The organism is Pseudomonas sp. R1-1 (genome assembly GCF_051132135.1).
Taxonomy (GTDB): Bacteria; Pseudomonadota; Gammaproteobacteria; order Pseudomonadales; family Pseudomonadaceae; genus Aquipseudomonas.
In genome coordinates, this window is the sequence record NZ_CP071663.1 from 3,300,774 (window position 1) to 3,326,873 (window position 26,100).

The following is a 26,100-nucleotide window of genomic DNA, read 5'->3' on the forward strand; positions in this document are numbered from 1 at the left end:
GCTTATGAGTGGCATGTACCACAGTACGTAACCGTAGGAGTTCACATGGCCCGTGGCGGCATTACCAAAGCCCTGGTGCAAATCGCGCGCACCGCAATTCTGGCCCGTGGCGAACACCCGAGCATCGACGCAGTACGCATCGAAATGGGCAACACTGGCTCAAAAACCACAATCCACCGCTATCTGAAAGAGCTGGATGACGGCGCACAACCGGCTGAAGCCTCCGCTGAGCCGATCGATGATGAACTGGCCGCCCTCGTCTCGCGCCTTGCGCAGCGCCTGAAAGAGCAGGCACAGGAGCCCATCGAGCAGGCCCGCGAACAGTTCGAGGTACAGCGTGAAGCACTGGAAACAGAGCTTGCGCAGACACGTCAGGCACTGGAAAAGCTCGAGCACGAGCACGACATTCAAGGCGCTGCACTGGAACGCGAATCTGAAGCGCTGAACAGCACACGCTCGATGCTGCAAACCGAGCAGACGCGTAACGCCGGCCTCAATCAGGCTTTGGCCGATTTTGAATTACGCTTGCAGGACAAGGACGAGCAGATCCGCTCGCTGGAAGAAAAGCACTTGCACGCCCGCGATGCGTTGGAGCACTACCGCAACGCCAGCAAGGAACAACGCGAGCAGGAACAGAGCCGTCACGAAGGTCAGGTGCAGCAGATTCAGGCCGAGCTGCGTCAGGCACAACAAAGCGCGCTGATGCGTCAGGACGAGATCACTCAGCTGCACCGCGACAACGAGCGCCTGCTCACCGAAAACCGTGGCACCCAGCGCGAGCTGAGTCTGCTGCAGGATCAGCTCAAGCAGAGCAATCTGCGCCAGGATCAGTTGCTCGAACAAGCCACGCGCGTCGACAGCGAACGCACCCTCCTCCAGGAACGGCTGCGCGTCGCCTCACTGGAGAGCCAGGCACTCAAGCAGAGCGTCGAGGAGCAAACGCAGCTCAACCAGTCACTGGAAAAGGAATTGACCAAAGCTCAGGCCAGCCTGGAAGAAAGCCAGCGTCTGGCGGCTGCCGTTGCGGCAGCGCCAGAACCGAAAGGCGCCTAAGCGCTGACCGGCGTACGCATGGTGACAAACTCTTCGGCGGCCGTCGGGTGCACCCCGATCGTGTCGTCGAAGTCGCGCTTGGTCGCGCCAGCCTTCAACGCGATGGCCAGCCCCTGGACGATTTCGCCGGCATCCGGACCCACCATGTGGCAACCGAGAACCTTATCGGTCTTGCCATCGACGACCAGCTTCATCAGGGTCTTCTCCTGACACTCGGTCAACGTCAGCTTCATCGGCCGGAAGCGGCTTTCGAAAATCACCACCTCATGCCCTGCTTCGCGCGCCTGCTCTTCGGTCAAGCCGACCGTGCCGATATTCGGCAGGCTGAACACCGCCGTCGGAATCATCTTGTAATCCACCGGACGGTAATGCTCCGGCTTGAACAGGCGCCGCGCCACGGCCATGCCTTCCGCCAGCGCCACCGGCGTCAGTTGCACACGACCGATCACATCACCGAGCGCCAGAATCGACGGCTCAGTAGTTTGATATTCGTCGTCGACCTTGATGAAGCCTTTGTCATCCAGCTGCACACCGGTGTTTTCCAGGCCCAGATTGTCGAGCATCGGACGACGGCCCGTGGCGTAGAACACACAATCGGCTTCGAGCACGCGACCGTCCTTCAGCGTGGCCTTCAGACTGCCGTCAGCCTGCTTGTCGATCCGCGCGATGTCAGCGTTGAACTGCAGATCCATGCCGCGTTTGGTCAACTCTTCCTGCAAATGTTTGCGCACCGCGCCATCGAAACCGCGCAGGAACAGATCGCCGCGATACAACAGCGTGGTGTTCGCGCCAAGGCCATGGAAAATCCCCGCGAACTCGACTGCGATGTAACCGCCACCAACGACCAATACACGCTTGGGTAGCTCTTTGAGGAAAAACGCCTCATTGGAGCCAATAGCATGTTCGCTGCCGGGAATCTCTGGAATCTGTGGCCAGCCGCCGGTGGCGATCAGAATATTTTTAGCAGTGAAGCGCTCACCCTTCACTTCGACTTCATGAGGGCCGACGATTTTTGCGTGCGCTTCGTGCAGCGTCACGCCGCTGTTGACCAGCAGATTGCGATAAATGCCGTTGAGGCGATTGATCTCGCGATCCTTGTTGGCAATCAGCGTCGCCCAGTCGAAATTCGCTTCACCGAGGTTCCAGCCGAAACCCGACGCCTGTTCGAAGTCTTCGGCGAAGTGCGCGCCGTACACCAACAGCTTTTTCGGCACACAGCCAACGTTGACGCAGGTGCCACCTAGATAACGGCTCTCGGCCACCGCCACTTTCGCACCGAAACCGGCTGCAAAACGCGCAGCACGCACACCGCCGGAACCGGCACCAATCACATACAGATCAAAATCGTAGGCCATTTCTATCTCCTGGGCAGGCGCTCAGCATACCCGCAGACGCTGATTGGGCAAGCGTTGCCGCTGATATGGGGGCGCAAAACGAAAAAACCCGCCGAAGCGGGTTTTTCTTGCAGACCAGTCAAGCGCTCTTAGTAAGCCTTGCCAGTCTTGTAGAAGTTCTCGAAGCAGAAGTTGGTCGCTTCGATGTAGCCTTCGGCGCCACCGCAGTCGAAACGCTTGCCTTTGAACTTGTAAGCCATCACACAGCCGTTCTGGGCCTGCTTCATCAGGGCGTCGGTGATCTGGATTTCGCCACCCTTGCCTGGCTCGGTCTGTTCGATCAGATCGAAGATGTCCGGCGTCAGAATGTAGCGACCGATGATCGCCAGGTTCGACGGCGCGTCTTCCGGCTTTGGCTTCTCGACCATGCTGTGTACGCGGTAAATGTCGTCGCGGATCATTTCGCCGGCGATGACACCGTACTTGCTGGTTTCCTGCGGGTCGACTTCCTGGATGGCAATGATCGAGCAGCGGAATTGCTTGTACAGCTTGACCATCTGGGTCAGCACGCCGTCGCCGTCAAGGTTCACGCAAAGGTCATCCGCCAGTACCACGGCGAACGGCTCGTCACCGATCAGCGGGCGACCGGTCAGGATCGCGTGACCCAGGCCTTTCATTTCAGTCTGACGGGTGTAGGAGAACGAGCACTCGTCGAGCAGCTTGCGGATACCGACCAGGTATTTCTCTTTGTCGGTACCTTTGATCTGGTTTTCCAGCTCGTAACTGATGTCGAAGTGGTCTTCCAGAGCACGTTTGCCACGGCCGGTCACGATGGAGATTTCCGTCAGACCAGCGTCCAGCGCTTCTTCAACGCCGTACTGGATCAGTGGCTTGTTTACCACCGGCAGCATTTCTTTAGGCATGGCTTTAGTCGCTGGCAGGAAGCGAGTACCGTAACCGGCTGCTGGGAACAAGCATTTCTTGATCATATAAGTCCTTGAAAAGGCTGTGTGTACGAGTTTCGGCGCAGTCTAATCAGGCGGCGTGCACCTTACAATGCCCCGCACTGGCTAACCGATGCCAAGATAGAGAAATATTCGTGCCGATAGTTCCATCCAGATTTTCAGCAGCGTATTCAGCGTAGCTCAAGAACCGGACGACCCGGATCACCATACCCTGATCGGCCCCCAATGTGCGCATTTGCCGGTATCATGGCGACTTTGAACCAGCGAACGAGACAGATAGATGGCTGCGGTAAAAATCGTCAACGGGTATGTGATCGACAAGAAAGACGGCAAGTGGACGCTGACCACCACGAATGGTGAGCACATTGCCGGGCCTTTCGACAGCGAACAAATGGCCACCGATGTGGCGGCAGTGTTTACCGACACGCCAGCATCGGCCAAGCGCCGCGGCAAGGATCAGGACTGACGGCCGCGCCACAACTATCAAGCCCTGCCATCGCGCAGGGCTTTTTCATGCCTGCGGACAAACAAGTGGCCAATCGCTATAACCTTTTCGACGCGGCGCTGTCAGAGCGTCTAGCCCCCCTTGCTGAAGACCTGAACATGACCCTGAAAAACCTGCTTACCATCATCGCAGTATTGACCCTGGCCGGGTGCGCCACCTCGCGCCCCGCCTACCTGAACAACGGCGAACAAGGCCTGGCGATCGATTGCTCCGGCGAAGCCAACTCCTGGGCAATGTGCTACGAAAAGGCCGATGCATCGTGCGCCGGCACCGGTTATCGCATCGTCGGTACAGACGGCACGCCCGCTCCCACAGAGGATGACAAGACCTTGGGCGTGGATGTCGGCAACTACAAAAACCGCAGCGTCATCGTGGTGTGCAAATAACCGCTACATATGAATTTCGGCGAATTTGATCCCGAGTCCACGGACAACTTCGATCAAATCGTCGAGACGGCTGAACGATTCGACTTCGTCGTTTTCGTCCACCAGAAAATAACTGCGACCGGCGCTTTTCTTGAAAAACACGATCCATTCGCCCGGATTGGCCGGGTTCTGAATGACATGGGTGGCAGAGATAAGGCCCTCTGCATGGCGCTCCCGAACGTGCTCTCGCTTCATCGCGACTCCAGAAATGACAATGCCGTCACAGCATCACTGCGACGGCATCGGTGCTGACGACGACAAGTCTATCAGCCGGAAATACAGGCGTTGGCGGCTTTTTGCACATCATGCGGACGCACTGGCACATTCGACATGCGCTCGTGCAATTTGATGCTGCTGCCGCCGGAGCGATCCTCGATATCGAAGACGGCCGCCGCACCGGTGGAAAGTTTGCCCGGCACGATCACTCGCACGCCTTCCTTGTGCGGCTGCACTTGCAGCGCGCCGCGGCTGTCGGCCAGCTTTTCGGCCAGACACTCAGCATATTCCTGGGGCTTCTTGCCGGAGATTACGCTCATGGTCGGCAGCGTTTCATTGATCTCGGAAACGTTCGCACAACCACCGACCGCCAATATCAACGGCAGACACACCACACCCCACTTCATACAAAACCTCCGTTAAAGACCGTCCGACAGCACAAACGCTGTTTTTCTCCGACGCCTTTTGCATTTAACCCGCATCCGATTGCGAATATCTGTTGAAAATTGTCAAACCGATGCCCGACGGCCAGATAATAACCCGTGCGGGCTGATAAACTGCGCTCATCGACAAGCTATCGTTTTGATTTTGTAGCAAAAGCCCTTCTGGAGGCGCCCATGAAATTCATTCACCAGCGCGAACACCTCAACGAAGACGACATTGTCGTCATTCAGTGCTCGCAAATGTGCAACATCCGTTTGATGAACGACGCCAACTTCCGCAGTTTCAAAAATGGCGGCCGCCACACTTATCACGGCGGTGCCTTCGATACGTTCCCGGCCCGCATCACCGCGCCGAGCACCGGTTTCTGGAACATCACCATCGACACCGTCAACCGCCGCGCAATCAGCGTGACGCGCAAGCCGACGCTGACCCATTCGATCAAGATCATTCGTCGCTCCAGCACCAAACTCAGTTGATAAACGCTTACCAGAAAAGGAAACATGACCGTGGCGCAGAAGATCAAATACGTCATCAAGTACAAGCTCGACGGGAAGCAACTTTTCGAGTTCGCTGAGCTTGAAAACGGCACTGAAGAGGAAGCGAAAGCGGCCCTTGAAAAAATGCACACAAACGAAGAAGTCAGTGACATCAAGGTCAGCAAAGCGCTGTAATCGACACCATGCAACCGACCATGTTTGACCTGTTCGCCGACCACGAGCCCGTCCAGCAAGCCCGGGCCGAGCAGATCGGCGAGCAATCGTGGGTGTTGCGCGGGTTTGCCTTGTCACAGATTGATCGGCTGCTGTCGGAGCTGGACACGGTGCTTGCGGCCGCCCCGCTCCGCCATATGGTCACCCCCGGCGGTTTCAGCATGTCGGTCGGCACCAGCAGTTGCGGACGCCTGGGCTGGATCACCGATCGCAGGGGTTATCGCTATTCAAGCGTCGATCCGCTTAGCGGTCTGGCCTGGCCTGCATTACCCGCGGGATTCACTGATCTGGCGCGCACCGCCGCAGAGCAAGCCGGATTCACTGATTTTGCGGCCGATTCCTGCCTGATCAACCAATATGTCTCTGGCGCAAAAATGTCTTTGCATCAGGACAAGGATGAAAAAGCCTACGCCGCGCCGATCGTTTCGTTGTCGCTGGGCTTGCCGGCGATGTTTCTGTTCGGCGGCTTTGAACGCAGTGACAAGTGCCAGCGCATCCCGCTGCTGCATGGCGACATGGTGATCTGGGGCGGCGTTGACCGCTTGCGATTCCACGGCGTATTGCCGATCAAGCCAGGCTATCATCCGCGCCTGGGCGAACGTCGCATCAACCTCACCTTTCGCGTCGCCGGCAGCGCGTGAAAGTTTGACCGCAAGGCCCGGAGTGTCGAGGCAATCGACGCCAGTTAACCTGAATCAAACAGGTCAACGGATTACCCCCCTATGGACACGCTAGCCAACACCATCAGCATCGAAACCGATCCGCGCTGGGCCGCAGTGGTGGCCCGCGACCCGACAGCGGACGGGCAATTCGTCTATGCGGTAAAGACCACGGGCGTCTATTGCCGGCCGAGCAGCCTCTCGCGCCTGCCGAAGCCGCAGAACGTCGAGTTTTTCGACACCGCTGAACAGGCCGAGGCCGCCGGTTACCGAGCCAGCAAACGCGCCGGCATGGATCAGAGCCACATCGCCGCGCAGCATGCCAAGGCTATCGCCATCGCCTGCCGCCACATCGAGGCCGCCGAGACAGTGCCGGCGCTCAGCGACCTGGCCCAGACCGCTGGCCTGAGCCCATTTCATTTCCACCGCATCTTCAAAGCCGTAACCGGTTTGACGCCCAAGGGCTACGCCGCCGCGCACCGCTCGCGCAAGTTGCGTCAACACCTGGCAAAAGCTGGATCGGTGACTGAAGCGCTATATGACGCTGGATTCAATTCCAATAGCCGCTTCTATGAATCAGCCGATCAATTGCTCGGTATGAAACCCGGCGATTACCGCGCCGCCGGCAAGAACATGGATATCCGCTTCGCCGTCGGCCAATGCTCGCTCGGGGCGATTCTGGTTGCGCAAAGCGATCGCGGAGTATGTGCGATTCTGTTGGGCGACGATCCACATCGTCTGGTGTGTGATCTGCAGGATCAGTTCCGTCTGGCCAACCTGATCGGCGCCGATACCGGGTTCGAGCAACTCATCGCCCAGGTCGTGGGGTTTGTCGAAGCGCCAGCGATCGGCCTGGACTTGCCGCTTGATGTGCGCGGCACTGCGTTTCAGGAGCGCGTATGGCAAGCGCTGCGTGAGATACCGCCGGGGCAGACGGCCAGTTACGCGCAGATCGCCCAACGCATCGGCGCGCCAACATCGATGCGCGCGGTGGCGCAGGCTTGCGGGGCCAACCGGCTGGCGGTGGCGATCCCTTGCCACCGTGTGGTGCGCAGCGATGGCAACCTGTCAGGCTATCGCTGGGGCGTTGAGCGCAAACTGCACTTGCTTGAGCGGGAAACCCAGCCTTAGCGTCCGGCGCTCGTTCAAGTCAGCGATTGACGTCAACCACAACGCGTCCGCGCAGTTGCCCCGCCAGCAACTGCGGCGCGGCGGCGATGGCCTCACTCAGGCCGATCTCATGGCTGATCAAGCTCAGTAGCGAGAAATCCAGATCCTCGGCCAGCCGCTCCCACGCTTGCAAACGTCGCGCTTTCGGTTGGGTCACGCTGTTGACGCCGGCAAGCGTCACCCCGCGCAAGATGAACGGCGCCACCGATGCCGGGAAATCCATGCCTTGCGCCAGACCACAGGCGGCGACGGTGCCTTCGGCGCGAGTGCTGGCGCAGGCGTTGGCCAAGGTGTGACTGCCGACGGAATCGATCACGGCGGCCCAGCGCTCCTTGGCCAACGGCTTGCCCGGTTCGGACAGCGTCGCGCGGTCGATGATTTCGCTGGCGCCCAATCGCCGCAGATATTCATGCTCCGACACTCGCCCGGTGGACGCCACCACGCGATAACCGAGTTTGCTCAACAGCGCGATCGCGAAGCTGCCAACACCGCCATTGGCGCCGGTGACCAGCACCTCACCCTGGGCTGGCGTCACACCATTGCGTTCGAGCGCCAAAATACACAGCATCGCGGTGTAACCGGCCGTACCAACCGCCATGGCCTGCGCCGACGTAAAAGCCTTGGGCAAAGGAATCAGCCAGTCGCCATTGAGCCGCGCCTTTTGTGCCAGACCGCCCCAATGATTTTCGCCAACGCCCCAGCCATTGAGCAGCACCTGGTCGCCGACCTGGTAATCCGGATGAGAGCTGTGCTCCACGGTACCGACCAGATCGATTCCCGGCACCATCGGAAACTTGCGCACCACCGGGCTGCTGCCGGTAATCGCCAGACCGTCCTTGAAGTTCAGCGTGCTATAGGCGACAGCTACCGAAACGTCTCCCTCAGGCAATTGCGCTTCGTCAAGTTGCCGCAGATTGGCGCGGTAACCGCTGTCGTCTTTGTCGATCACAATGGCGTTGAACATGACTGCCTCGCATGACTGTTTTCAGAATGTCGTGCCGTTTAATAGCACATCGAAACACATTGCCGCATTCGACCATGGGCCAAACAGCGAATCTGCCTCAGGAGAAGGCGCAGCTGCGCACGCAGGACAAGTGGCGGGGTCTTTCGGCGCTGAAAAACTGCATGGGTTGTTCTCAATTTCGGACTGGCTCGAAACGCGCGTTTGCTGTTACAAACCGCTTCTGCCGTCCCTGCCCGCTTCCTCGTTCGGAGAACAGCTTCATGAGCCCATGGCCAGACACTCGCATCGTAGATTTGCTCGGCATCGAATTACCGATCATCCAGGGGCCGATGGCCGGCGCGACGAATTCGTCCATGGTGATCGCCGTATGCAATGCGGGTGGATTGGGATCAATGCCGGCGGCAATGCTGAGTACCGAGCAATTGCGCGAAGAACTGAAAACCATTCGCCAACACACGAGCAAGCCATTCAACGTCAATTTCTTCTGTCATCAGCCACCGACAGCCGATGAGCAGCGCGCGCGCGAATGGAAAAGCCTGTTGGAGCCGTACTACCGCGAATTGGGCGTCGATTTCGACGCACCGACGCCGGTGTCCAACCGTGCACCTTTCGATGCGGCGGCCTGCGAAGTGCTGGAAGAGTTCCGGCCCGAGGTGGTGAGTTTCCATTTCGGCCTGCCGGAGAAATCCCTGCTGGAGCGGGTCAAGGCTACCGGTGCAAAAATCCTTTCTTCGGCCACTACGGTTGATGAAGCCGTCTGGCTGGAACAGCACGGTTGCGACGCAATCATCGCCATGGGCTACGAGGCCGGCGGCCATCGGGGCATGTTCTTAAGCGAGGACCTGAGCAGTCAGGTCGGCACGTTTGCCTTGGTGCCACAGGTGGTCGATGCGGTAAAAATTCCGGTGATTGCCGCAGGCGCCATTGCCGATGCGCGCGGCGTGGCGGCAGCATTCATGCTCGGCGCCTCAGCCGTACAGGTCGGCACCGCTTATCTGTTTACGACCGAAGCGAAAATCAGCGCCAGCCACCACAAGGCGCTGCGCACCGCCAAGGAAAGCGAAACCGCGATCACCAACCTTTTTACCGGGCGGCCAGCAAGGGGCATTCTCAACCGGGTGATGCGCGAACTCGGCCCGATGTCGGCTCAAGCCCCGGCGTTCCCCCTGGCTGGCGGGGCATTGATGCCTTTGCGCGCGGTGAAAGAGGAACAGTTCGCCAACCTATGGGCCGGTCAGGCGTTCACGCTGGGCAAGGATACAGACAGTGCTGAACTGACCCGGCAGTTGGCCGAAGGCGCACTGGCGAAACTCAAGCATCGTTGACGTGGCACAGAACATTTCCTGTTTGGCCTGCTTTCGCTATATATTTCCGTATATAGCGAAAGCACACTTGCCGCGAAGCAGCCTCACCTGACAGTGCTGCCCGGCTTACACGCCAACCACGGAGCTGTTGCATGACCCTGCGTGCCTCACGATTTGTCCCTGCCTGCCTGGCGTCTCTGATCGCTGTATTCGCCAGCAGTGGCGCTTTGGCCGATGAAGTACAAGTGGCAGTGGCCGCGAATTTCACCGCGCCGATCCAGGCCATCGCCGCCGACTTCGAAAAAGACACCGGCCATAGACTGATTGCAGCCTACGGCGCCACTGGCCAGTTCTATACGCAAATCAAAAACGGCGCGCCGTTCGAAGTGTTCCTTGCCGCCGACGACAGCACCCCACAAAAGCTCGAGAAAGAAGGCGACACCGTCAAAGGTTCGCGCTTCACTTATGCGATCGGTACCCTGGCGCTGTGGTCGGCGAAAGCAGGTTATGTCGATGACGCTGGCGAAGTTTTACAGAAAAACCAGTACCAGCATCTGTCCATCGCTAATCCGAAAGCTGCGCCCTACGGCCTGGCGGCCACCCAGGTACTGGCCAAACTCAAACTGACCGAAGCTACCCAAGCCAAGCTGGTTGAGGGACAAAACATCACACAGGCTTATCAATTCGTTTCGACCGGCAACGCCGAACTGGGTTTTGTCGCCCTGTCGCAGATCTACAAGGACGGTAAAGTCAGCAGCGGTTCGGCATGGGTCGTGCCGGCCGAGATGCATGATCCGATCAAACAGGACGCCGTGATACTGAACAAAGGCAAAGACAATCCCGCCGCCAAGGCACTGGTCGAATACCTCAAAGGCGCGAAAGCCGCTGCGGTGATCAAATCCTACGGTTATCAACTGTAAATGGCGCTGACCAGTGACGATTTCGCCGCGATCTGGCTGACCCTGAAACTGGCGTCGGTGACCACGGCGATCCTGCTGGTGATCGGCACACCGATTGCCCTGTGGTTGTCGCGCACCCGCTCATGGCTGCGTGGCCCGATCGGGGCGATCGTCGCCCTGCCGCTGGTCCTGCCGCCCACCGTCATCGGTTTTTACTTGTTGCTGATGATGGGCCCGAACGGCTTTCTCGGCCAATTCACCCAATGGCTGGGCCTGGGCACGCTGACTTTCAGCTTCACGGGACTGGTGATCGGTTCAGTGATTTATTCCATGCCGTTCGTGGTGCAACCGTTGCAAAACGCCTTTTCCGCCATTGGCCAACGTCCACTCGAAGTCGCCGCTACTCTTCGCGCCGGTCCCTGGGACACGTTTTTCAGCGTGACGATGCCATTGGCCCGCCCCGGTTTCGTCACCGCCGCGATCCTCGGCTTTGCTCATACCGTCGGTGAATTTGGCGTGGTGTTGATGATCGGTGGCAATATTCCCGACAAGACCCGTGTGGTTTCCGTGCAGATCTACGACCACGTCGAAGCCTTGGAATACGCACAGGCCCACTGGCTGGCCGGGGCAATGCTGATATTTTCGTTCCTGGTGTTGCTGGCGCTGTATTCCAGCCGCAAGACCCGCGCGGGCTGGAGTTGAATGATGATCGATGCTCATTTGAGAACCGTCTGGCCGGGGTTCAGCCTCGATGTCGACTTGCATGTGCCGGGACGCGGCGTGACCGCGCTTTATGGACCTTCAGGCTCAGGCAAGACCAGCTGTCTGCGTTGTATCGCTGGACTCGAACGCGCCGGGCAAGGCTTTGTTGAGGTTAACGGCGAGGTCTGGCAAGACAGCGAAAACGGCATTTTCGTCCCGCCGCACAAGCGAGCAATCGGCTATGTATTCCAGGAAGCGAGCCTGTTTGCGCATCTGTCGGTCATGGCCAATTTGCAGTTCGGCCTCAAACGTATTAACAAATCACAGCGTCAGGTCGAGATAACGCAAGCCACCGAACTGCTGGGCATCGCGCATCTGCTGGAACGCCACCCAGAGCATTTGTCCGGCGGCGAGCGGCAGCGTGTCGGCATCGCCCGCGCTTTGCTCACCAGTCCGAAATTGTTGCTGATGGACGAACCGCTGGCCGCTCTCGACAGCCAGCGCAAAAACGAAATCGTGCCTTATCTGCAGCGCCTGCACGACGAACTGGACATTCCGGTGCTGTACGTCAGCCATGCCCAGGACGAAGTGGCGCGGCTGGCCGATCATCTGGTGTTGCTCAGCGAAGGCAAGGTGTTGGCCAGCGGCCCGATCGGCGCAACCCTCGCACGGCTGGACTTGCCAATGGCGCTGGGCGATGACGCTGGCGTGATCATCGAAGGCCAGGTCAGCGCCTACGATGCGCAGTATCAATTGCTGAGTCTGCAACTGCCGGCTACCGAAATGAGCATTCGCGTCACGCATGCGCCGATGAATATCGGCCAGACGCTGCGCTGCAAGGTGCATGCGCGGGACATCAGCCTGGCGCTGCATGACAGCGAATCCAGCAGCATTCTCAATCGACTGCCCGTCACGGTGATCGGCGAGCAAGCAGCCGACAACGCCGCGCACGTGCTGATTCGCCTGGATGCCGGCGGCACGCCGTTGCTCGCACGGATCACCCGCTATTCCAGAGACCAATTGCGTGTGCATCCGGGCCAGCGGTTGTGGGCGCAGATCAAAGCGGTCGCGGTCCTGGCCTGAATCATTTGGCACGACGGCAATGGCGTGCGGTCAATGACTTTACTGACCGCTGCCACCCAAGGACCTTGCCATGCCCGACACCGAGCTGACTGCTGCACTGCCATCCGATCTGCATTACGTCGATGACTCCCAGCCCGGTATCACTCGCAAGAAACTGCGCGGTAAGTTCTGCTACTTCTCACCGTCGGGACAACGCATCACCGACCCGGATGAAATCAAACGGATCAACGCCCTCGCCGTCCCTCCGGCGTATACCAATGTGTGGATCTGTCCGGACCCGTGCGGTCATCTGCAAGCCACCGGCCGCGATGCGCGCGGCCGCAAACAGTATCGTTACCATGCACGCTGGCGTGAGGTGCGCGATGCCGACAAGTATTCGCGGCTGCGCGATTTCGGTCTGGCGTTGCCAAAGCTGCGCAAGCAACTGGAAGCGCTGCTGGCGGCGCCCGGCTTCAGTCGCGACAAAGTCATGGCCACCGTCATCACCTTGCTCGACGCTACGCTGATTCGGGTCGGCAACACGCAGTATGCCCGCGACAACCGTTCTTACGGCCTGACCACTCTGCGCAGCCGCCACGTCGAGGTCAATGGCAGTGCCATCCTGTTCCAGTTTCGCGGCAAGAGCGGCATTGAACACCAGATCACCGTCAAGGACCGACGGCTGGCGCGCATCATCAAGCGCTGCCTGGAGATACCCGGGCAGAACCTGTTTCAGTATCTGGACGAAAACGGCGAACGCCACTCCGTCACCTCGTCAGACGTCAACGCCTACTTGAAAACCCTCACCGGTGCCGATTTCACCGCCAAGGATTACCGCACCTGGGCCGGCAGCGCTTTGGCGCTGTCGACATTGCGGGAACTGCAATGGGAGTCCGAAGCCGAGGCAAAACGGCACGTGGTGGAGATGGTGAAAAACGTCGCCAAGCAACTGGGCAACACCCCGGCGGTGTGCCGCAAGTGCTACATCCATCCCGGCGTGGTGGAAAAATTCATGCGCGGCGCCCTTGCCGAACTGCCGAAACCGCGCGTGCGCAAAGGCTTACGGACCGAGGAAGTGGCGCTGGCGATGTTTCTTGAACAAATGATCGAGGTGGCGGACGCCAGTTGATGTCTGACTTGAGCTGGCAGCCGATGCTCTGAACTGTCTATTTTTTGCGCAATCGCTACAGGCTTCTATAGTTGTTGTGACACGAATCAGTGCGGTGGCGCCATGGAAGACATTTTCGTCGTGCAGCGTTGCACCAAAATCATTATCCACGGCCGCCGCGCCGGGGACAGTCAGCAAGATCCCGCTGAAGCGCAAAGCTGGTTTCGAATCCGCGACACGCGCACAGGCGGCTTCATCGGCGATGGCTACGACAAAGAGTACGACGCGGAAAATGAATGTCAGCGGCTGAACGCAGCCAGCGCCCCGTCAGTTGCCCGCCGGCCCTGCGCCTGATATCGATCAAAAGCGGGTCTATACTCAAACCAGCTGAGGGAGCAGCACCCCCACGGCATGAGGCTCGCCAGCGCGGGCTTTTTGCTGCCATTCAGCTTAGATAGAACGGAGGTGTTCCATGTCCGAAAAAGAGTCCATCACCACCCTCCTCACCCTGCTCGACGCTCGCCAGGCCCGGCTCGCAGCCGCCTGCAAGGAAATCGCCGACTGGGTCGATCATCAAGGCGGCCACCCAACCGCCCTGCGCATCCGCGACCGGCTCAACGACATCGAAAAGGATGCTCCGTTGATTCGCAATACGCTATCGACGTTGAAACCCATCGATCGACCATTGCCCAGGTTCAGATGACCGCGATTGAACAAGCGGACGCGAGGTTAACTGCACGAGCGGTGACGCTGCAGTCACCGCCAGTTCGCTTGCGTGTGAGGATTGTTTTCCCGTCTTGACCGGTTTCCCGCCAGTCAAAAGCCGACATCGCTTTTTACCCCGCCAGCCCCCACGCGATTTTCCCGTAGCACAATCCAGCCGGAAAAAGATGAACATACGTTCACCGCAAATATCAACGAAAGCGTCTAGCCTGCGGGTTCCAGCATAGTGACTACAGGAGTAACCCACCATGTTCTCGCACGAAGGCCTCGCGCTGATCACGCTTTTTTCAATCCTGGTTGTGGGCGCGCTTGCGGCCGTTCTGCATCCGCTACATGCACTCGCGAGCTGGATGCGCAGGCGCAGGGTAAAGTCCACTCGACTCAGCAAAGAGATGAATTCGCGCTGAACCTGGTAACTGCGAAGCAAAAAAAAGGGCCTGCATGAGATATCTCATGCAGGCCCTTCATATTCATGGTGCCCGAAGCCGGAATCGAACCGGCACGCCCTTACGAGCGGGGGATTTTAAGTCCCATGCGTCTACCAGTTTCGCCATTCGGGCGGTAGCGCGGTGCTGCTGTTGCCTGCATCAGAGCAGCAATCCTGACAGGATCCAGCCCTTGAAGCAGTGCGGGAAATATATACATCACTTCCCGTTGAAGCAAGTTTGCAATGGCTGTATTTCAAGACTGAATCTTGCAGCGCAATGCAAATAAAAAAGCTCCGTAAATCATGGATCTACGGAGCTTGTTCAAAGTGGAGGCCGAGGTCGGAATCGAACCGGCGTAGGTGGATTTGCAATCCACGCTACAAAGCTAAGTAGATCAATAGGTTAGCACGTGATGCGTTCCGCAAGCTACTGATTTTATTCGGGCGCCAGACCACGCCTTTCAAGGCCGAGCTTTGGGGTTGCGGAACGATTTTCGCTTGTCCAAACCATACCCCCTCCATTTTTTGCCATGACTCTCCCGCCCCCGAAATCGCTTGGATTGAATTATCCTTTTTGCCATGCTGGCTGATGGCGTTTCGCCTCAACTCAACGACAAGGACTGTAATGAGCTATATCACGCGGATCTGCGATAACGCATCTAATTGGCAATACCCCACCAGGAGCGCGGCTGAAGCACCTGAAACGTTTTACTCACACCATGGTTATGGCCATGAAGAGTGGCTTTTTCGATTTGAATGGCAAATTGGCGGTTGGCAATATGGCTTTCTTCAGGGCGTCAACAAAGGCTGGGAGTCGCGGCTAGCCAAGGGTGAACGTGCCGGTGATGTCGTGCTCTATACCCTCGCACCTCATGGCCGCCGTTATGTAGCCCGTATTCGCCATATCGAGTTCCTAGATGATGCTCAAGGCGTCGCTGCCCTGGATCATTACAAGCGGATGGGCTGGTACGACCGCATGTTGAAAGAAATAGATGCCGTAAATGGCAATAGAAGTGGCTTGGGAAATGGTGAATGGGCTCCTTACGTGTTGAATGTCCGGTTCCGCCCTGAAGATGTTGAGTGGTTTCCACCCAACACTTTTGCTGCAGCCGGAGACCCAGTGCAACAATACAACCGCTATCAGCTAGTTGAGCTAAATGATGAAGAATTCCTGCCAGAAGACGTGCGAACACGCCGCCCAGCCAGGGTAGGTCAAACTTCCCCCCCCATTCAAGATAGCTATTTTAACAGCGGAGGTTCGGGGCGAGAATGCTCCCCGGAGCACGGGATGATGCAGGCAGCTCTACATGAGGAGTTGAAGATTGAGTACCCAGATTCGAGCATCGTCTTTGAAGAAAATTTCATCGATGTAACCGTAACGACTGCAACGGAAAAAATTCTTTTCGAGGTCAAGTCAGATTTTTGTACCCGCAGAGTCCTTCGCTTGGCAATAGGGCAACTGCTCGAATACGCATATTACTGGGATGAACCCTCAGAAAAAGCAATCCGTCTGGTAGCAGTTGGACGGACGAACCTGAGTGCCGAAGATGAGCGATATCTCAAATATTTAACCCACCAGTTGAATCTTCCGCTTCAGTATCGGCAGGTCCGATTACCGTCTGAGGGTTAAGTATAGGTTCGGTGCCGAATGACCTCAGTCCATCGGCACTGTTTCGGATTTCTATGCGATCCGATGATTGATTGGAATGGCTAATCCTGTAGACCGCTAAATCCGTAGCCTCCTGCATCATCAAGAATCGCGCGTACCATTTTCGTATCACCCCATTTCTTTTTCCCCAGGCGGGACAAGCGACATACCTCTCGTATCGTCGGCACACACACCTGTCGCTCCAATCCCAAGCACTTCCCACAAACGTTTTTGTCGCGGGTAAAACGGCTGCGCACGAATGTCTGTTCGTCATCTGCTTGAGTGAGTGGCGAGGTGATCGGCTGTACCGCCTGATAGGCAATGTTCCTTTTTCGAGAGAGGCATCGGAAAAAGGTAATTTTGGTAAGCCGAGCGGTCAAGCTGGCTGAAAGCCTTGATTTCACTGGGCTGCAAAGGATGAGCATGAAGTAATTTTTGAGTAATGTAGAAGTAAGGTAATTACCTTTTAAGGAAGTAATATTCGTTTTTATTAATTCCTTTTAATTCAACCACTTACAGCCACATTACCTTTTTCATTACTCAAAGTTACTTTTCGAAGTAGGCGAGCAAAGCTAATGAATACGGGGCTTTCGCCGGTGGCCAGATATGCGAATTACCACATTACTTTTCTCCGATGGCGTTCCTGAAAAACCCGCATCGGAAGGTTTCGTCTACCTGCCTTCCGCTTCGCCAGGTCCCCTGTCAGACATCCACCCTTCGCAGGGATCCGCGGGCTTTTTGACCTTCGACGCCACCACTACAGCGCCCGGCTGTGGGGGCGCTTGGCCAAGTGCAGGACTGCGGAAAAAAAGACCCATTTAGCCCGCAGGCGAGGTGGGGGGACGACGGTGCGCGCGAAGTTGGCACTCACCCAGCCAGTCATTTTACGAGCCATATTGGTGCGAGAATTTTTTGGGGACGCTTCTAGGGGTGATTTTCTGATACAGATAACGTAGGCTCGAAGAGGATAGCAAAAAGCCATAAACTAGATTGCTCAAAATTTTTTTCAGAAAAAATTTAAAAAAGAACTAATAATTTAGCAAAAAAACGTCGCGCAATAAGAGCCGCACTAATGGAAAGATATAAGTTTCTTTACGACTTATCTCGACAAGCGTTAAATGAAGAGCTTGATCGATTCAAAAAGCTCGAAGAGAAGGCAGGAAGATTCCTTAGCATACTCAGCATCACCATCGTGGGTTACACAGCTTTGAACAACGCAGCGTCCACCAAGATATTCCCCGTGTCCGGCATGCTTAGCTATATATTTATAACTCTTTCAGTACTAACTTACATTGCATTATTTTCAGCCTGTGCCAGATTATTTCGCAGCATCCAATTATCTAGAAGCCCTCGGGTTGCAATAGACGACCTGACCACTCAAATAATTGAGAAAGAAGATCTTATTACATCGTATTATCAAATGGCTAAAACTTGCCAAGAAGCTCAGCAAATAGCCAGAAAACAACTGGATAAAAAGACAGAGCTCCTACTTAGTGCCTACAAAGAAATATCCGCATCAGCGTATCTTCTCTCAGCCTCACTGATTATTTACTTTTTGATTTTAGCCACCAAAGGAGCGTAGCGATGAGTGATAAAAAAGACAGTCCAAAGGAAGAGCAAAAACCTAAGCCAAACACCGATGCACAGCGACCAAAAATTGAATTTGTGCTCGATCACGCAATACCAACAAAGAAAAAATAGGAGTAGCATACATGGGCAAGGAAAACTTTCACGCAAGCGTCCAATACAACGATTTCAAAGGAACTGCTGCGGCTGACCACCATGACGTCAATACCATCCACAAATATCTTGCAAACAAAGGGCTGCTAAAGGAGGGTGAGTCTCTCGTAGGTATAGAAACGTACTCAACTGAATTGGCGGGAAAGAGCCAAGTCACTGATATTGACGTAACCATTCTGGCAACAGAATACGAAGGCTACGAGAACGTTAAAGCGGCTGTTTATTCAGGCGAACCGCTTAAAGTCCGTAAAATCCGATTTGAGATGCCTATTGTGGAATTTTTTACCCTTTTTAAACGATTCCAGATATCAATTTCCAATGACGGAATGATCGACCAACGCGATGTCGTTTTTGACGATTGATATTGACCGAAAACTGCGTCCCGGTCTAAATGACCGGGTCCAGATTATATGGCTTGAACCGCATAACATCTTCGTCCAACCAGCCATTCAACTGGGCCATTCTCGCCTGTATCGGCTCCAGCTCATTGGCTGTATAGATCTGCGCCGCCTCCCGAATCGACCCGAACCCACCCGCGTTCTGCGGCACAATGCCCATCAGCTGCGGTGGAATGCGCAGGCTAGCCAGCACGTCATCCCGTGTCTGATTCTTGATCGAGTTAAACTCATCCTTCGCCGCCACCTCGCTGACGGGGATCAACTGAATCCCGTCCTTCTTGCCGGTCGGCGAGTAGACGAACAGGTTGCGGAAGTTGCCAGGCCCCTTCGATTCCTTCAACGCCTTGCGCAATGCATCAATGTCCGCCTCGGTCTGCGCCGCATCAGTCATGTAAAGGATGAACCCGGCATGACTTCCGTTCTCGTAATACTTGCGCCGAAACAAGGTCGCCGACTCATTCAACAACGCCGACTGCAAAGCGCTGATCCACTCCGGCAACCCATAAATCTCCTGGTGCAGATCCGCCTCACGCAGGTGAAAAATGCTGTCCGGCTCAAACGCATGCTCATCCTTCCACCCGCGTACCTGGTAAAACTGCCCATCCGGCCCCGCACGCATGTACTTGGCCAACGGCGTCTCCAGTTTGCGCACTCCACCCAACCGCGAACGCCGCCCTTCAAGGTAACCATTGCCCAAGCACAAGAAGTCCAACGCAAACTGCTCAAACGAAGCCCGTGATAACAGCGGATGCGGGATAAACGTCTTGCTCAACAGGTTGCGCTTGAACATCAAACCCGAATGCAAATGCACGCTCGCCCCCACCGACCGGGCCAGCCCATCCAGCGACAGCGGAGGCTCATACCACCGCCCGTTGAACCAGCACTCCAGATAGTCGAAAACCTCCCGACCACCCAGCACCGGCGTCGGCTCGCCGAAGGAAAACACCTGAGTCCCGGCGCCGGTGGCGGATGTGGTCGCGGGCAACGTCTGGTTGGCCATTTGTTCGGTCATCAGTAAATCTCCATGCGCCCGGTGTTGGCAGTGGTCTGCCCCTCAAGCGGTTCGTGGTGCAATGCGTGAAAGAGCGCCCAGGCCAGGTCGGCGTGGCCGGTGTTGTCGTTGCGGCCGGCGGTGTAGGTGTACTGGCGTCCGCCGGCGGTGACGGTTTTGCGGATCGCCATCAGCGACTGGGCCATGTCCGTCCAGCCGGCATCGAATTCGAGCCGGCCCTTGTGGATCACGTCGTAAGCCTTGAGTACCAGGCGTGTTTTGACTTCGGGGGAATAGCTGAAGGTGGTCACCGCCGGGAAGAACTGGCGCACCAGCTGGGCCACGCCGCTGCCCAGACCTGTCACGTCGATCCCGATGTAGGTCACCCAGTAGCGATCGCAGACGCTTTTGATGAACGCGGCCTGCGCGGCGAAGTCCATGCCACGGAACTGGTGGCGTTCGAGGATGCGGAATTTGCCGCCCGGTACCAGCGGCGGCGCGACCACGACCATGCCGGAGCAGTCGCCCGTCTCGGCCGGGTCGTAACCGATCCAGACCTGACGGTCGCCGAACGGGCGCATTGCGAAAGGTTTGTAGTCCTCGGCCCACTCCACCCAGCTGTCCACCATGCACGACTGCAACAGGGTCAGCGGAAAGATGCTCGCTCCGTCGTCGACGAACTCGCACATCAGCAGGTTGGCGAACGCCTCGGGACTGTATTCGCGGCGCAGCTCTTCGATGTCGAACAGATCGCAACCGCCCCGCTCCGCGTCCAGAATCGTGACGATCTGCCGCCACAATCGATCCTCACAGAACCGGCCCTGCTGGAGCGCGCCGTGGGACACATCCACCTTCGTATGCTGCGCGGCGGGCTTGCCCTTGTTGAAGCGCTCGCCCGTCCAGAAGGTGTACGCCTCATGGGCCATGCTCGATGGCGTGGAAAAGTAGGTCTTGCGCCACTTCTTGTGCATCGCCATGCCCGAGGCGACCTTGTTCAGCTCCTCGAACTTGAACGTCCAGAAGAATTCATCGAAGTAGAAATTGCCATGGTAGCCTTGGGCGGTACGCGCGTTGGTACCGAGGAAAAAAAGCTCGGCGCCGTTGGGCAAAACGATAGGATCGCCAGTCAGCTCGACGCCGATAATCTCGCGGCAGAACGCCTGAATGTAGCCCCGGAACAGGTAGGCTTGGTTCTTCGAAGCCGACAGGAAAATCTGGTTGCGCCCGGTGTCCAGCGCATCAATGAACGCCTCACGGGCAAAGTAGTAAGTCGCTCCGATCTGCCGGCTCTTGAGGATGACGCGAGTGCGCTGATTGCCAGCCCGGTACCAGTCTTTTTGGTAATCGAAACAGCCATCAATGAAGGCCTCGCGCAGCAGCTCGATCTGGTCTTCATCAATCTCGTTTTTGACGGCCTTCTTCTTCGGCTCGGCGTTGCGCTTGGCCAGGTTCGGATTTAGGTCGGTTTCGGTACCGCCGCCCTGAAAGCGCTGGATGCGCGCCTGCCGCTCCAACTGCCGGTGCAGCAAATCAATCTCTTTAAAATCGCCGCCGCTTTTCCCCTCCTTAAGGATTAGTTGCACCAACCGTGCCTCCAGCGCCCCGCCGATGCGCTCGACATTGTCGGCGCGGTCCCACTCGTCTCGGGCTTTCCAGCTGTGTAGCGTTTTTTCCTTTTCGCCCGTAGCCTCGGCAATCTCCCAGACGCGCCACCCCATCCAATACAGAAACTTGGATTGGCGGCGCGGATCCATGGGCAGCAGTGCGGTCGTAGTCATGGCCGCGATGCTGCCGCCCATGCCGAAGACTCAATAGCGCCGCCTCTTGTACCGCCCTTCCCTACAGTCCCGCCTCATTGCCGCAACTCGCGCGCGTCACGACCATGCCCCTCATCGCAGGCATTCAGCACCCCCACAATTGAGGACTTCACGGAATGAAGAAATTCCGCAGCAACTGGTTCCGCGTCGCCGTCGAGGGCGCCACCTCGGACAAGCGCACCATCAAACGCAACTGGCTGGAACAGGCTGCGAAGAACTTCAACCCATCCACTTACGGCGCGCGAATCTGGCTTGAGCATTTCCGCAGCTTGCTGCCCGACAGCCCATTCAAGGCCTACGGCGATGTTCTGGCGGTGAGAACCGAGGAAGTGGACATCAACGGCCAAAAGAAACTGGCCCTGTTCGCCCAGGTCGAGCCGACGGCTGACCTGATCGCCATGAACAAAGCAAAACAGAAGATCTACACCTCAATCGAAATCGACGACAGCTTCGCCGATACCGGTGAGGCCTACATCGTGGGTCTCGGTGTGACTGACTCACCGGCCAGCCTTGGCACCGACGTCTTGTCGTTCTCGGCCCAGAAACCGGACGTCAGTCCGTTCAAGGATCGCCACTACTCTGCGACTTCGATGTTCACCGAGGCGCTGGAAACAGAGCTGACGTTCGAGGAATTCGAAGAAAAACCGAGCATCGGCGCTCACCTACTCAGCACGGTCAGAAACCTGCTCGGCGGCAAGCAGAGCAAGGATGACACCGAGTTCGCTCAAATCAGCCAAGCAGTCGAAACCGTCGCCGAACACGTCAAGGATCTGCCCGCGCAAATGGCAGCCGAGAAAAAGTTTTCGACAAGCCTACAGATCCGACTGGATCAACTGAGCAAAGACTTCACCGAACTGAAAACCCAACTTTCCACCACCCAGGATCCCAACCAGAAAACGCGCCCTCCGGTAACCGGCGGCGACAACTCGGTAGTGACTGACTGCTGAAAGTCAGCCCCGCATAACCAAGGACGACCATCATGCGCAACGACACACGCGTTCTCTTTAACGCGTACCTGCAACAGCTCGCCCAACTGCACGGCGTGAGCGACGTCACCACCAAATTCACCGCTGCACCGAGCGTTGCCCAAACGCTCGAAACCCGCATTCAGGAATCAAGCGCGTTCCTCACCTCGATCAACATCTACGGCGTGTCCGAGCAGTCCGGTGAGAAGATCGGCATCGGTATCGACGGCACCATTGCCAGTACCACCGACACCACCGTGAAGGATCGCGAACCCCGTGATCCGAGCAGCCTGGACAATCGCGGGTACACCTGCACGCAAACCAACTTCGACACCGGCCTGCGTTACCAAAAGCTGGATCAGTGGGCGAAGTTCAAAGACTTCCAAGCGCGCATCCGCGACGCGATCATCAAAGTTCAGGCACTCAACCGGATCATGATCGGCTGGAACGGTACCAGTCGCGCCGCCACGTCGAACCCGGCCACCAACCCGCTGTTACAGGACGTCAACATCGGCTGGCTGCAAAAAATGCGCGTAGAGAACGAAGCCCGCGTCATGGCCGAAGTTGTGGCAGGCAGTGGCAAGATCGAGATCGGCGCCGGCAAGGACTTCGAAAACATCGATGCGCTGGTTGTCAGCATGGTCAACGAGTTCATCGACCCTTGGTATCAGGAAGATACCGATCTGGTGGTCATCTGCGGCCGTCAGCTGTTGGCCGACAAATACTTCCCGATCATCAACAAAACCCAAGCGCCGACCGAAATGCTCGCTGCTGACATCGTCACCAGCCAAAAGCGCTTGGGCAATCTGCCGGCTGTGCGCGTACCGCACTTCCCGGCCAACGGCCTGCTGGTGACTCGCCTCGACAACCTGTCGATCTACTGGCAGGAAGGCACCCGCCGCCGAACCGTCGTCGACAACGCCAAACGCGACCGCATCGAGAACTTCGAATCAGTCAACGAAAGCTACGTGATCGAAGACCTGGGCTGCGCCGCTATGGCCGAAAACATCACCCTGAGCTGAGGCGGACACCATGACCAATCCCTGCCGTCGCCATTTTGTTCGTGTCAGTGCCGCCATCGAAGCGGCAGCGGCCAATCCCACTCAAACCATGGCCGGCGCCACGGCCTACGAACATCAGCTCAATCAACTGCTGCAGGACCGTCTGCGCCTGAAACAGGTGCAATCCAATCAGGGCAAAGCCGAACTCAAGCGTCAGTTGCTGCCCGATTACATCCCCTACGTGCAAGGCGTGCTCGAGGGCGGCAAAGGCGCACAGGATGAAGTGCTGACCACCATTATGGTGTGGCGCATCGACGCCGAAGACTTCAGCGGCGCCCTCGACATTGCCGACTACGTGCTCAAACACAAATTGATCATGCCTGACCGGTTCGAACGCACCACCGGCTGCCTGGTCGCGGAAGAAGTTGCCACCGTCGCGCTCAAGGCGCTGAAAGTCGGCGAACCGTTTGACCTAGCCATTCTGCACCGTACCGCGGAACTTACCGACGCCGAGGACATGCCCGATCAGGCCCGCGCAAAGCTGTTCCTCGCCATGGGCCGCGCAACACTCGAAGGCATTACCGACGAAAAGCCCGGCCAACCCGGCCAGGTTCAAGCCGGCATCGACTTGCTGAAAAAAGCCATCGACCTGCACGACGCCTGCGGTGGCAAAAAGGATCTGGAGCGGGCCGAACGCTTGCTCAACAAACTTGCTGGCTCTGGTCAGTGAATCAGGGCAGCTAACCGAGCGTCCCCACGCACCCCGCCGGCTCGGGGCGGATCGGCCAGTACACTCGTCCTGTACGTGAAGCCTCGACCACCGGCGACCTACAACAGAGCGCAGATTCATGAGCGGATTCGTAGCGGGCAGCAGCGGTAATCCGGCCACCAGCGGCCACATCAACACCGACCCCTTCTGGCCGTCGATCGACCTCGACGACGTGCGCGGCACTTTGCGTATCGACTCCAGCGTCACGCCTATCCGACTGGAAACCGCGACCATCGCTGCGGCCATCAGCGTGAACCGTGAGTTCGCCAAATGGCGCCGCGCCAAACAGGCCGAAGGCTATGCCACCCTCACGGACGTACCAGCCGAACAAATCGAGGACAAATCTGAACTCGTTCACCTCTATCAACGGGCGATCTACGCCGCGACCGGCGCGGAGATCTGCGAGCGTTACCGCTCCTACGACAGCACCAACAGCGGCAACCAGAACGCCGACGAACTGACCCCGAGCATCGACGAATTGCGCCGCGACCAACGTTGGGCCGTGCGCGACTTTCTCGGCCTCGGCCGCACCACCGTGGAGTTGATCTGATGGTCGTCTGCATCCGCGCCCAGCAGAGCGACACCGTCGATGCCCTGTGCTGGCGTCACTACGGCCGCACCGCCGGCGTGACCGAAGCAGTACTCGAAGCCAACCCCGGCCTTGCCGACCACGGCCCGACCTTGCCGCAAGGCCTCCTGGTGCAAATGCCAGAAGCCCAAGCCGCCGCCCCGCAACGGCAAATGGCGAACCTATGGGACTGAACCGCCCGCACCGCGCCCTTGGACCCAACCACTCTGGATCATGGAATGAAACGCATGCCTGACCGTCCCGACACCTGGGCCTGGCTCGCCGCCTGGCTCGAACAGAACTGGTCCGCCATTTACTCCGGCCTGCTGGCCGTAGTCATCGCGGGCCTTCGCGTGATCTATGGCAGCGGCACCGTGCGCCGAATGGCGATCGAGGCTCCCCTTTGCGGCGCACTCGCTCTGTCGGCCAGTCATGGGCTTTCGCTGCTGGGGATTCCCATTTCTGCCGCACCTTTTTTCGGGGGTGTGATCGGCCTTCTGGGCGTTGAAGGCACCCGTGCTGCAGCCAAGAAGTTTTTCAACCGCAAGGTCTAGCGGACATGATTTACCATCACCAACAGGTCCGCCAATGAACAAGCCCGACAGCCTGAAAGCGCACCTGCTCGCCACAGTGGCCGAACTCAAGCACAACCCCGACCGACTGTTGATCTTCATCGACAACGGCAAGATCCGCTGCACCGCCGCGCAGACGCTGTCGTTCGAGTACAGCTTCGACCTGCAGGTCATCCTTACAGACTTCGCCGGCCACCCTGACAGCGTCATGTTGCCCTTGCTCGGGTGGTTAAGCGTTCATCAGCCCGAGTTGTTGGAAAATCTGAACAAAGCCGCTGACGGCATTCAGTTCGAGGCTGACATTCTCGACAACAGCAAAGTGGACATGAGCCTGACACTGCCGCTGACCGAGCGCGTGGTGGTGGGCAAGGATGACCAGGGCAACACCACCATTCGCCATCCCGGCGAACCGCAACGGTCTGCCGACTTTCTTGATCAAAACTGGACTCCCGAGGTGCAGGGCACCTGTAGCGAATGGGTGCTACCGGAATGACCAACCGCTTGGAAGCCCTGGAGGACTGGGCGGCGGGATTGCTCGGGATGCTTGAACCGACTTCGCGTCATAAGTTAGCCCGCTGCATCGGCCAGGAATTACGACGCAGCCAGCAGCGACGAATAATTACTCAGAAAAATCCGGATGGCAGTAAGTACGTGCCGCGAAAGCTGCGTAAGTTTGGGGGTAAGCAGGGTCGGGTGAAACGGAAGGTGAAAATGTTTCAAAAGCTACGGACGGCAAGCTTTCTCAAAGTTCAGTGTGATGGGAACACCATCAGCGTCGGTTTCTCCGGACGCATTGCCCGAATCGCTAAAGTACATCAGTTGGGCTTAATGGATCGAGCCAAAAGGAGTTCAAATGTCGTGAAGTACGACTCACGGGAAATTTTAGGTTTTACAGCAATAAACACTCAGTCGATACGAGACAAATTACTGAATTATTTCGTACCGACCGGTCAGTAACTAG

The 26,100-nt window shown here is 57.4% G+C and carries 33 protein-coding genes and 1 tRNA gene; 26 read left to right on the forward strand and 8 right to left on the reverse strand.

Translation table 11 applies throughout. From position 1 onward, the window contains the following. Window positions 1-45: 45 nt before the first annotated feature. Window positions 46-1,053 carry a DNA-binding protein gene (locus J3P75_RS14835; RefSeq protein ID WP_434707219.1) on the forward strand — a complete coding sequence of 336 codons (1,008 nt, stop codon included), beginning with the start codon at window positions 46-48 and terminating at the stop codon, window positions 1,051-1,053. Here J3P75_RS14835 and gorA read toward each other — a convergent pair. Both gorA and galU read right to left on the reverse strand, forming a co-directional pair. Then, complete coding sequence (gene gorA / locus J3P75_RS14840) at window positions 1,050-2,408, reverse strand: glutathione-disulfide reductase (protein WP_434707220.1); 1,359 nt, start codon at window positions 2,406-2,408, stop codon at window positions 1,050-1,052. The genes J3P75_RS14835 and gorA overlap by 4 nt on opposite strands. A 128-nt stretch (window positions 2,409-2,536) precedes the next feature. After that, a complete protein-coding gene (gene galU, locus J3P75_RS14845; protein WP_053120371.1) occupies window positions 2,537-3,376 on the reverse strand; it encodes a UTP--glucose-1-phosphate uridylyltransferase GalU in 840 nt (279 codons plus the stop codon). Between the two features lie 256 nt (window positions 3,377-3,632). Between galU and J3P75_RS14850 the strand changes: the two genes are divergently transcribed. After that, window positions 3,633-3,818, forward strand: a complete 186-nt coding sequence (locus J3P75_RS14850) for a hypothetical protein (protein WP_090283267.1) — start codon at window positions 3,633-3,635, stop codon at window positions 3,816-3,818. Window positions 3,819-3,955: 137 nt separating this feature from the next. Further along, window positions 3,956-4,243: a hypothetical protein gene (locus tag J3P75_RS14855; RefSeq protein WP_434598389.1), complete on the forward strand. Its 288-nt coding sequence runs from the start codon at window positions 3,956-3,958 to the stop codon at window positions 4,241-4,243. A 3-nt stretch (window positions 4,244-4,246) separates the two neighbouring features. Here the strand turns inward: J3P75_RS14855 and J3P75_RS14860 are convergent, their stop codons facing one another. Next, window positions 4,247-4,477, reverse strand: a complete 231-nt coding sequence (locus tag J3P75_RS14860) for a hypothetical protein (RefSeq protein ID WP_090283265.1) — start codon at window positions 4,475-4,477, stop codon at window positions 4,247-4,249. A gap of 71 nt (window positions 4,478-4,548) precedes the next feature. Next, window positions 4,549-4,905, reverse strand: a complete 357-nt coding sequence (locus J3P75_RS14865) for a hypothetical protein (protein WP_203417816.1) — start codon at window positions 4,903-4,905, stop codon at window positions 4,549-4,551. 210 nt (window positions 4,906-5,115) lie between these two features. On the opposite strand from J3P75_RS14865, the gene J3P75_RS14870 reads away from it, so the two are divergent. The 4 genes from J3P75_RS14870 (at window position 5,116) to ada (ending at window position 7,442) form a co-directional block, all read left to right on the forward strand. Next, entirely contained in the window at window positions 5,116-5,418 is a 303-nt protein-coding gene (locus tag J3P75_RS14870; RefSeq protein WP_007912251.1) for a DUF1883 domain-containing protein, read from the forward strand. Between the two features lie 30 nt (window positions 5,419-5,448). After that, window positions 5,449-5,613 carry a hypothetical protein gene (locus J3P75_RS14875; RefSeq protein WP_203422154.1) on the forward strand — a complete coding sequence of 55 codons (165 nt, stop codon included), beginning with the start codon at window positions 5,449-5,451 and terminating at the stop codon, window positions 5,611-5,613. An 8-nt stretch (window positions 5,614-5,621) separates the two neighbouring features. Further along, window positions 5,622-6,293 carry a DNA oxidative demethylase AlkB gene (gene alkB / locus J3P75_RS14880; RefSeq protein WP_434707221.1) on the forward strand — a complete coding sequence of 224 codons (672 nt, stop codon included), beginning with the start codon at window positions 5,622-5,624 and terminating at the stop codon, window positions 6,291-6,293. Window positions 6,294-6,374: 81 nt separating this feature from the next. Then, a complete protein-coding gene (ada, locus tag J3P75_RS14885; protein ID WP_434707222.1) occupies window positions 6,375-7,442 on the forward strand; it encodes a bifunctional DNA-binding transcriptional regulator/O6-methylguanine-DNA methyltransferase Ada in 1,068 nt (355 codons plus the stop codon). A gap of 19 nt (window positions 7,443-7,461) precedes the next feature. Here the strand turns inward: ada and acuI are convergent, their stop codons facing one another. Further along, window positions 7,462-8,445, reverse strand: a complete 984-nt coding sequence (acuI, locus tag J3P75_RS14890; RefSeq protein ID WP_434707223.1) for an acrylyl-CoA reductase (NADPH) — start codon at window positions 8,443-8,445, stop codon at window positions 7,462-7,464. 260 nt (window positions 8,446-8,705) lie between these two features. Between acuI and J3P75_RS14895 the strand changes: the two genes are divergently transcribed. The 8 genes from J3P75_RS14895 (at window position 8,706) to J3P75_RS14930 (ending at window position 14,650) form a co-directional block, all read left to right on the forward strand. After that, a complete protein-coding gene (locus J3P75_RS14895; protein WP_434707224.1) occupies window positions 8,706-9,770 on the forward strand; it encodes an NAD(P)H-dependent flavin oxidoreductase in 1,065 nt (354 codons plus the stop codon). A 131-nt stretch (window positions 9,771-9,901) separates the two neighbouring features. Then, on the forward strand, window positions 9,902-10,669 hold the full coding sequence (modA, locus tag J3P75_RS14900; RefSeq protein ID WP_434707225.1) for a molybdate ABC transporter substrate-binding protein: 768 nt from the start codon (window positions 9,902-9,904) through the stop codon (window positions 10,667-10,669). After that, window positions 10,670-11,350 carry a molybdate ABC transporter permease subunit gene (modB, locus tag J3P75_RS14905; protein ID WP_434707226.1) on the forward strand — a complete coding sequence of 227 codons (681 nt, stop codon included), beginning with the start codon at window positions 10,670-10,672 and terminating at the stop codon, window positions 11,348-11,350. 3 nt (window positions 11,351-11,353) lie between these two features. Further along, window positions 11,354-12,433, forward strand: coding sequence for a molybdenum ABC transporter ATP-binding protein (modC, locus tag J3P75_RS14910; protein ID WP_434707227.1), 1,080 nt, complete (start codon window positions 11,354-11,356; stop codon window positions 12,431-12,433). A 70-nt stretch (window positions 12,434-12,503) separates the two neighbouring features. After that, window positions 12,504-13,541, forward strand: coding sequence for a DNA topoisomerase IB (locus tag J3P75_RS14915; RefSeq protein ID WP_434707228.1), 1,038 nt, complete (start codon window positions 12,504-12,506; stop codon window positions 13,539-13,541). A 102-nt stretch (window positions 13,542-13,643) separates the two neighbouring features. Continuing rightward, window positions 13,644-13,874 (forward strand): hypothetical protein, encoded by a 231-nt coding sequence (locus tag J3P75_RS14920; protein WP_090283254.1) that lies wholly within the window; start codon window positions 13,644-13,646, stop codon window positions 13,872-13,874. Window positions 13,875-13,992: 118 nt separating this feature from the next. Further along, window positions 13,993-14,223, forward strand: coding sequence for a hypothetical protein (locus tag J3P75_RS14925; protein WP_186529111.1), 231 nt, complete (start codon window positions 13,993-13,995; stop codon window positions 14,221-14,223). Window positions 14,224-14,491: 268 nt separating this feature from the next. After that, window positions 14,492-14,650, forward strand: coding sequence for a hypothetical protein (locus tag J3P75_RS14930; RefSeq protein WP_434707229.1), 159 nt, complete (start codon window positions 14,492-14,494; stop codon window positions 14,648-14,650). A 66-nt stretch (window positions 14,651-14,716) separates the two neighbouring features. Here the strand turns inward: J3P75_RS14930 and J3P75_RS14935 are convergent. Further along, a tRNA-Leu gene (locus J3P75_RS14935) sits at window positions 14,717-14,803 on the reverse strand. Window positions 14,804-15,295: 492 nt separating this feature from the next. Between J3P75_RS14935 and J3P75_RS14940 the strand changes: the two genes are divergently transcribed. From J3P75_RS14940 to J3P75_RS14950, 3 genes are all read left to right on the forward strand, one after another. After that, on the forward strand, window positions 15,296-16,300 hold the full coding sequence (locus J3P75_RS14940) for a hypothetical protein (protein WP_434707230.1): 1,005 nt from the start codon (window positions 15,296-15,298) through the stop codon (window positions 16,298-16,300). Between the two features lie 1,090 nt (window positions 16,301-17,390). Then, the gene (locus J3P75_RS14945; protein WP_434707231.1) at window positions 17,391-17,900 is read left to right on the forward strand and encodes a hypothetical protein; all 510 of its coding nucleotides are present in this window, start codon (window positions 17,391-17,393) and stop codon (window positions 17,898-17,900) included. 130 nt (window positions 17,901-18,030) lie between these two features. Next, a complete protein-coding gene (locus J3P75_RS14950) occupies window positions 18,031-18,420 on the forward strand; it encodes a hypothetical protein (RefSeq protein WP_434707232.1) in 390 nt (129 codons plus the stop codon). A 25-nt stretch (window positions 18,421-18,445) separates the two neighbouring features. Here the strand turns inward: J3P75_RS14950 and J3P75_RS14955 are convergent, their stop codons facing one another. Both J3P75_RS14955 and J3P75_RS14960 read right to left on the reverse strand, forming a co-directional pair. Further along, on the reverse strand, window positions 18,446-19,456 hold the full coding sequence (locus J3P75_RS14955) for a phage portal protein (RefSeq protein WP_434711305.1): 1,011 nt from the start codon (window positions 19,454-19,456) through the stop codon (window positions 18,446-18,448). A gap of 11 nt (window positions 19,457-19,467) precedes the next feature. After that, a complete protein-coding gene (locus J3P75_RS14960) occupies window positions 19,468-21,225 on the reverse strand; it encodes a terminase ATPase subunit family protein (RefSeq protein ID WP_434711307.1) in 1,758 nt (585 codons plus the stop codon). A gap of 155 nt (window positions 21,226-21,380) precedes the next feature. Between J3P75_RS14960 and J3P75_RS14965 the strand changes: the two genes are divergently transcribed. The 8 genes from J3P75_RS14965 (at window position 21,381) to J3P75_RS15000 (ending at window position 26,096) form a co-directional block, all read left to right on the forward strand. Further along, on the forward strand, window positions 21,381-22,211 hold the full coding sequence (locus J3P75_RS14965) for a GPO family capsid scaffolding protein (RefSeq protein ID WP_434707233.1): 831 nt from the start codon (window positions 21,381-21,383) through the stop codon (window positions 22,209-22,211). 32 nt (window positions 22,212-22,243) lie between these two features. After that, complete coding sequence (locus J3P75_RS14970; protein ID WP_434707234.1) at window positions 22,244-23,251, forward strand: phage major capsid protein, P2 family; 1,008 nt, start codon at window positions 22,244-22,246, stop codon at window positions 23,249-23,251. Between the two features lie 10 nt (window positions 23,252-23,261). Beyond that, window positions 23,262-23,960, forward strand: coding sequence for a terminase endonuclease subunit (locus J3P75_RS14975; RefSeq protein WP_434707235.1), 699 nt, complete (start codon window positions 23,262-23,264; stop codon window positions 23,958-23,960). 118 nt (window positions 23,961-24,078) lie between these two features. Next, window positions 24,079-24,549 (forward strand): head completion/stabilization protein, encoded by a 471-nt coding sequence (locus J3P75_RS14980; protein ID WP_434707236.1) that lies wholly within the window; start codon window positions 24,079-24,081, stop codon window positions 24,547-24,549. After that, on the forward strand, window positions 24,549-24,761 hold the full coding sequence (locus tag J3P75_RS14985) for a tail protein X (protein ID WP_434707237.1): 213 nt from the start codon (window positions 24,549-24,551) through the stop codon (window positions 24,759-24,761). Before J3P75_RS14980 ends, J3P75_RS14985 begins: the two co-directional genes overlap by 1 nt. 45 nt (window positions 24,762-24,806) lie before the next feature. Then, window positions 24,807-25,121, forward strand: a complete 315-nt coding sequence (locus tag J3P75_RS14990) for a phage holin, lambda family (protein WP_434707238.1) — start codon at window positions 24,807-24,809, stop codon at window positions 25,119-25,121. A 34-nt stretch (window positions 25,122-25,155) separates the two neighbouring features. Continuing rightward, on the forward strand, window positions 25,156-25,632 hold the full coding sequence (locus J3P75_RS14995; RefSeq protein ID WP_434707239.1) for a phage tail protein: 477 nt from the start codon (window positions 25,156-25,158) through the stop codon (window positions 25,630-25,632). Next, window positions 25,629-26,096, forward strand: a complete 468-nt coding sequence (locus J3P75_RS15000) for a phage virion morphogenesis protein (protein WP_434707240.1) — start codon at window positions 25,629-25,631, stop codon at window positions 26,094-26,096. The genes J3P75_RS14995 and J3P75_RS15000 overlap by 4 nt, the downstream gene beginning before the upstream one ends. Window positions 26,097-26,100 lie beyond the last annotated feature (4 nt).

What these genes read in the sequence shown, in the direction of transcription:
- J3P75_RS14965 (WP_434707233.1), top strand. Translation starts at nt 21,381, where the DNA reads ATGAAGAAATTCCGCAGCAACTGGTTCCGCGTCGCCGTCGAGGGCGCC.
- J3P75_RS14980 (WP_434707236.1), top strand. Translation starts at nt 24,079, where the DNA reads ATGAGCGGATTCGTAGCGGGCAGCAGCGGTAATCCGGCCACCAGCGGC.
- gorA (WP_434707220.1), bottom strand. Translation starts at nt 2,408, where the DNA reads ATGGCCTACGATTTTGATCTGTATGTGATTGGTGCCGGTTCCGGCGGT.
- J3P75_RS14860 (WP_090283265.1), bottom strand. Translation starts at nt 4,477, where the DNA reads ATGAAGCGAGAGCACGTTCGGGAGCGCCATGCAGAGGGCCTTATCTCT.
- J3P75_RS14970 (WP_434707234.1), top strand. Translation starts at nt 22,244, where the DNA reads ATGCGCAACGACACACGCGTTCTCTTTAACGCGTACCTGCAACAGCTC.
- J3P75_RS14985 (WP_434707237.1), top strand. Translation starts at nt 24,549, where the DNA reads ATGGTCGTCTGCATCCGCGCCCAGCAGAGCGACACCGTCGATGCCCTG.
- J3P75_RS14925 (WP_186529111.1), top strand. Translation starts at nt 13,993, where the DNA reads ATGTCCGAAAAAGAGTCCATCACCACCCTCCTCACCCTGCTCGACGCT.
- modA (WP_434707225.1), top strand. Translation starts at nt 9,902, where the DNA reads ATGACCCTGCGTGCCTCACGATTTGTCCCTGCCTGCCTGGCGTCTCTG.
- J3P75_RS14950 (WP_434707232.1), top strand. Translation starts at nt 18,031, where the DNA reads ATGGGCAAGGAAAACTTTCACGCAAGCGTCCAATACAACGATTTCAAA.
- J3P75_RS14850 (WP_090283267.1), top strand. Translation starts at nt 3,633, where the DNA reads ATGGCTGCGGTAAAAATCGTCAACGGGTATGTGATCGACAAGAAAGAC.
- J3P75_RS14870 (WP_007912251.1), top strand. Translation starts at nt 5,116, where the DNA reads ATGAAATTCATTCACCAGCGCGAACACCTCAACGAAGACGACATTGTC.
- J3P75_RS14915 (WP_434707228.1), top strand. Translation starts at nt 12,504, where the DNA reads ATGCCCGACACCGAGCTGACTGCTGCACTGCCATCCGATCTGCATTAC.
- J3P75_RS14895 (WP_434707224.1), top strand. Translation starts at nt 8,706, where the DNA reads ATGAGCCCATGGCCAGACACTCGCATCGTAGATTTGCTCGGCATCGAA.
- J3P75_RS14945 (WP_434707231.1), top strand. Translation starts at nt 17,391, where the DNA reads ATGGAAAGATATAAGTTTCTTTACGACTTATCTCGACAAGCGTTAAAT.
- J3P75_RS14990 (WP_434707238.1), top strand. Translation starts at nt 24,807, where the DNA reads ATGAAACGCATGCCTGACCGTCCCGACACCTGGGCCTGGCTCGCCGCC.
- modC (WP_434707227.1), top strand. Translation starts at nt 11,354, where the DNA reads ATGATCGATGCTCATTTGAGAACCGTCTGGCCGGGGTTCAGCCTCGAT.
- acuI (WP_434707223.1), bottom strand. Translation starts at nt 8,445, where the DNA reads ATGTTCAACGCCATTGTGATCGACAAAGACGACAGCGGTTACCGCGCC.
- J3P75_RS14940 (WP_434707230.1), top strand. Translation starts at nt 15,296, where the DNA reads ATGAGCTATATCACGCGGATCTGCGATAACGCATCTAATTGGCAATAC.
- J3P75_RS14920 (WP_090283254.1), top strand. Translation starts at nt 13,644, where the DNA reads ATGGAAGACATTTTCGTCGTGCAGCGTTGCACCAAAATCATTATCCAC.
- modB (WP_434707226.1), top strand. Translation starts at nt 10,670, where the DNA reads ATGGCGCTGACCAGTGACGATTTCGCCGCGATCTGGCTGACCCTGAAA.
- J3P75_RS14835 (WP_434707219.1), top strand. Translation starts at nt 46, where the DNA reads ATGGCCCGTGGCGGCATTACCAAAGCCCTGGTGCAAATCGCGCGCACC.
- J3P75_RS14995 (WP_434707239.1), top strand. Translation starts at nt 25,156, where the DNA reads ATGAACAAGCCCGACAGCCTGAAAGCGCACCTGCTCGCCACAGTGGCC.
- J3P75_RS14955 (WP_434711305.1), bottom strand. Translation starts at nt 19,456, where the DNA reads ATGGCCAACCAGACGTTGCCCGCGACCACATCCGCCACCGGCGCCGGG.
- J3P75_RS15000 (WP_434707240.1), top strand. Translation starts at nt 25,629, where the DNA reads ATGACCAACCGCTTGGAAGCCCTGGAGGACTGGGCGGCGGGATTGCTC.
- ada (WP_434707222.1), top strand. Translation starts at nt 6,375, where the DNA reads ATGGACACGCTAGCCAACACCATCAGCATCGAAACCGATCCGCGCTGG.
- J3P75_RS14855 (WP_434598389.1), top strand. Translation starts at nt 3,956, where the DNA reads ATGACCCTGAAAAACCTGCTTACCATCATCGCAGTATTGACCCTGGCC.
- galU (WP_053120371.1), bottom strand. Translation starts at nt 3,376, where the DNA reads ATGATCAAGAAATGCTTGTTCCCAGCAGCCGGTTACGGTACTCGCTTC.
- alkB (WP_434707221.1), top strand. Translation starts at nt 5,622, where the DNA reads ATGCAACCGACCATGTTTGACCTGTTCGCCGACCACGAGCCCGTCCAG.
- J3P75_RS14960 (WP_434711307.1), bottom strand. Translation starts at nt 21,225, where the DNA reads ATGACTACGACCGCACTGCTGCCCATGGATCCGCGCCGCCAATCCAAG.
- J3P75_RS14865 (WP_203417816.1), bottom strand. Translation starts at nt 4,905, where the DNA reads ATGAAGTGGGGTGTGGTGTGTCTGCCGTTGATATTGGCGGTCGGTGGT.
- J3P75_RS14930 (WP_434707229.1), top strand. Translation starts at nt 14,492, where the DNA reads ATGTTCTCGCACGAAGGCCTCGCGCTGATCACGCTTTTTTCAATCCTG.
- J3P75_RS14975 (WP_434707235.1), top strand. Translation starts at nt 23,262, where the DNA reads ATGACCAATCCCTGCCGTCGCCATTTTGTTCGTGTCAGTGCCGCCATC.